The sequence below is a fragment of the Acinetobacter sichuanensis genome (genome assembly GCF_003024515.2).
GTDB classification, from domain to species: Bacteria; Pseudomonadota; Gammaproteobacteria; order Pseudomonadales; family Moraxellaceae; genus Acinetobacter; species Acinetobacter sichuanensis.
This window is the reverse complement of record NZ_PYIX02000107.1, coordinates 1-3,092: the sequence shown is the minus strand read 5'-3', so window position 1 is coordinate 3,092 and position 3,092 is coordinate 1. Positions and strand designations below refer to the sequence as shown.

General features: G+C 38.6%; 4 protein-coding genes. All 4 read right to left on the bottom strand.

Annotated elements, in window-relative coordinates; genetic code table 11:
* On the bottom strand, positions 1-384 hold a 384-nt coding region (locus tag C9E89_RS21990), incomplete at its 3' end, for a hypothetical protein (RefSeq protein WP_147305748.1).
* Between the two features lie 835 nt (positions 385-1,219).
* Positions 1,220-1,453 carry a hypothetical protein gene (locus C9E89_RS21985; RefSeq protein ID WP_010591653.1) on the bottom strand — a complete coding sequence of 78 codons (234 nt, stop codon included), beginning with the start codon at positions 1,451-1,453 and terminating at the stop codon, positions 1,220-1,222.
* Between the two features lie 82 nt (positions 1,454-1,535).
* Positions 1,536-2,036, bottom strand: a complete 501-nt coding sequence (locus C9E89_RS21980) for a hypothetical protein (protein WP_010591654.1) — start codon at positions 2,034-2,036, stop codon at positions 1,536-1,538.
* Complete coding sequence (locus tag C9E89_RS21975; RefSeq protein WP_010591655.1) at positions 2,033-2,962, bottom strand: MobA/MobL family protein; 930 nt, start codon at positions 2,960-2,962, stop codon at positions 2,033-2,035. Before C9E89_RS21975 ends, C9E89_RS21980 begins: the two co-directional genes overlap by 4 nt.
* Positions 2,963-3,092 lie beyond the last annotated feature (130 nt).

Here is a 3,092-nt window from a genome sequence, read left to right as displayed (position 1 = left end):
TCTACAAAAACATTTATATAAATAGAATCTAGCTTCTTCAGATTCATACAAAGGAAAACTAGTAGGCTTAGAAAGTTGTTCCTGAATATCAACCGTTATAAGAGTTAACATTATAAAATCAGAAGCATAAACTCTAGAATTAAGAAATAAATCTCTAAATTCTTTTTGTGAGATGACATTAGCTTTTTCTAACATACTTCCTGTTTCAAGCAATACAGAATGACACATTACTTCTAATTCTTTCTTACTGGCACTCTTTGCTAGAATCATCCATTCATTGAAAGGTCTAATACTTAACTGAACCCCATTTTTAAAAGAAAAAAGTCCTTTCATAAAGAAAAATAAAACTATAGCTACTACCGCTACTATTAAAAAAGTTTCCACGATTACCCCTAAAAATGTTCTAAATAGCCTAAGCAGAAAAAAAGATGATCATATCCACAAGAATACCTAATCCCACACCTGTACAAAATGAATAAATGCTCTCAACTTCTCAACACGCCACCAAAGCGTCGCACTTCGTGCTTTGGCTTTGGAAACGGTTGAGAGAGTTTCGGCAATACTTTCCCTAAAGGCGGTCATTTAAAAAAATGACACATCCTTTAAGTATTGCCGATTTACCGTATATTTTTTTGGCTTCGGAGCCACGTATATCGGTCGTATCCGCACATAGTTTTGCTGACTATGCAGACAAGGACTAAAGGTCTTGCACCTTCTCCCACACGCTCCCTGTCGAAGTATGGCGATATCTCTGCGAGGGCTTCCCCAACATGCAACTTAACCGACCTATACAACTACTTCCAACGCTCCGCCTTTGTGAGAATCCCCTGTAAGCGGTTTAGCCTTTCGACTATCGCTACGTTGCACCAGTGACACTTATTCCCTCCACATGCAACGCATGCCAATCCGTAAAACGGACACGCAGAAGCAGGCAAAGCTCGATCTATGATGCTTATTTGATGAATAAAAACACGTATTAACGAAGACTTATCATTTTGAGTCTTGATCTAAACGCTGTTTATTGTGAAAATAGAGTTCAGGTACAAGCCTTAGTGTGAAATCTGCACGAGTTGGTAGCTCTGCTGATCTTCGTTACTTGATGTTAGCGCATCAAATAACTGCGTACCGCTGAATATAAAGCGAAAGCCCATTTAGTTTCAATACTGAATGGGCTTTTTCTTTAATTTCTCATTAATTTTACTTATTTAAGCTTATATAACTACCATCTTTCACAGCTTTTTTGTCCATTTAAAATATATTCCAATACATGTGATGTGCTTAGCCCACGGACATTTGTGTGTTCGGTATATTCACCATGCCCAATGACTTCTTCATTATCATTCAAAATACTGAAAGGAGTTATTTCTGTTTGTCCTAAATGACCTTTTGTTTTCATACGAGAACAAACAATTTTGTCATCATTAGATAAGTTTATTTTTTCTTGCCAACTCATTTCTTTCCTCTAATTTATTTTTAATAATCAAAAATATAATAATACTAGAAACAATAATTTTATAGCATATTATAATTATTACCTATTTAGGATCTATCACACATAAGTCATGATTTTTTGAGTAGTTGCATTGGTCTTTCATCACTCTCACACAAGGCTTAGATTCTTCTCCAACCCTACAACTTTGAATATCTAACTGAATACCAGCTTCCCTTAAACTTTCGATCTTAGAAATATTTTCCAATGGTTTGATATAAACACTGAATAACCAAATGATACCAAGCATCAGAATGGCAAAAATGCCTAGAACAATGACAATGAGCTTCCATGAAAATTGATCACTGGCTGATTCAATCGAGTTTTTTAAACGTCCAAGTGCTTTGGCGGTCTTTATAAGCTCTGCTGTGCCCTCTTGTAAGCCCGTATTTAGCGATTTTGATACGGTGCTATGGGTTTGCCCTGCAATGACCTTCTGAATGCGTTCTTCGGTGATTTGAAGCTCTTTAACGGCCTGATTGACTAGGTTCTGCTGTTGTTCTGCCACTGCCATCAGTGCATATAACTTTTTTTCCTCAGGTGTCATCGGCTCATCCCTCTAAACTTCATTGTTTTCTGTTGCTCTCGTTCTAATTTCTGCTGTTGCTTGTACTGTTCCAAAGCAAGCTGTTTGAAGCTATCAAAATCAGCCTTAAAGCTCTCAATGCCCTGTTTAATTTCTTTGTCTGAAATTGGACTGTCTTTGAGGTCTTTGAGGTCTTTTTTCGGGTCGCCTAAATCTAGCCGCTCAAGTTCTTTATAGGCTGTGCGTGACTGTTTCAGGGCTTCCCTGATTTCAGGGTCTTTGGCTTGGCTTGGTAATAGTTTTTTTTCAGGTTCTTTCTCTATGCCTTGCTCTTTGTAGCTTCGCATATCAATACGGCTATCAATTTGATGCTTTTCTAAATGGCTGTTGCATAAATCTGCCCATCTTTGGCGTAGGTCTTTAATATCAATTTTTCGTTCCTGGTAACTCTTGCCTGTATTGTCTTTTTTAGCTCCGCCACGTTCAGGATTTTTGCTGTTATAGCGTTTGAAATATTGCTCTGGATCTCGCTCGATTCCATCTTGCAGACGTTCATTAAACATGAGGTGAACGTGAGGCTGATCATTGCCGTCCATTGCTTTAGGGTTATGAATCGCAAACTGATACGGATATTTTGAGCCGATCTCGGACCGAATGAAGTCCTCAACCAGTTCTAGGCGTTGCTCGGCATTCATCTCTCTAGGTAGGGCAATTTCATATTCTCGATAAGTACTGCCGTTTTTACGCTCGTAAAGGTCGGCAGACTGCCAAAAGGTAATCGGATTATGTTCAGCCCATTTCGGCATATTCCCATAGGCACTATGTTCAAGATCAGTTTCTGCCTGTTCCTGTTTCAGCTTCTTTTCTTCATCCCGATCAATATATTCGGCATGCGGTGCTGCTTTACCTGCCTTACCGACTTTGACACTTAAACGAGCAATCGCCATTAGGTTTTATCCTGTTCCTTTTTTCGGTTGCGCTCTTTCTTAAACGCCCTTTGATCAAGTATCGAAGCCCACATCATAATGATGATGATTAGCGGTGCTGCGATCACGCCAAAAGTAATATCTTTGATTC

What these genes read in the sequence shown, in the direction of transcription:
- C9E89_RS21985 (WP_010591653.1), bottom strand. Translation starts at nt 1,453, where the DNA reads ATGAGTTGGCAAGAAAAAATAAACTTATCTAATGATGACAAAATTGTT.
- C9E89_RS21980 (WP_010591654.1), bottom strand. Translation starts at nt 2,036, where the DNA reads ATGACACCTGAGGAAAAAAAGTTATATGCACTGATGGCAGTGGCAGAA.
- C9E89_RS21975 (WP_010591655.1), bottom strand. Translation starts at nt 2,962, where the DNA reads ATGGCGATTGCTCGTTTAAGTGTCAAAGTCGGTAAGGCAGGTAAAGCA.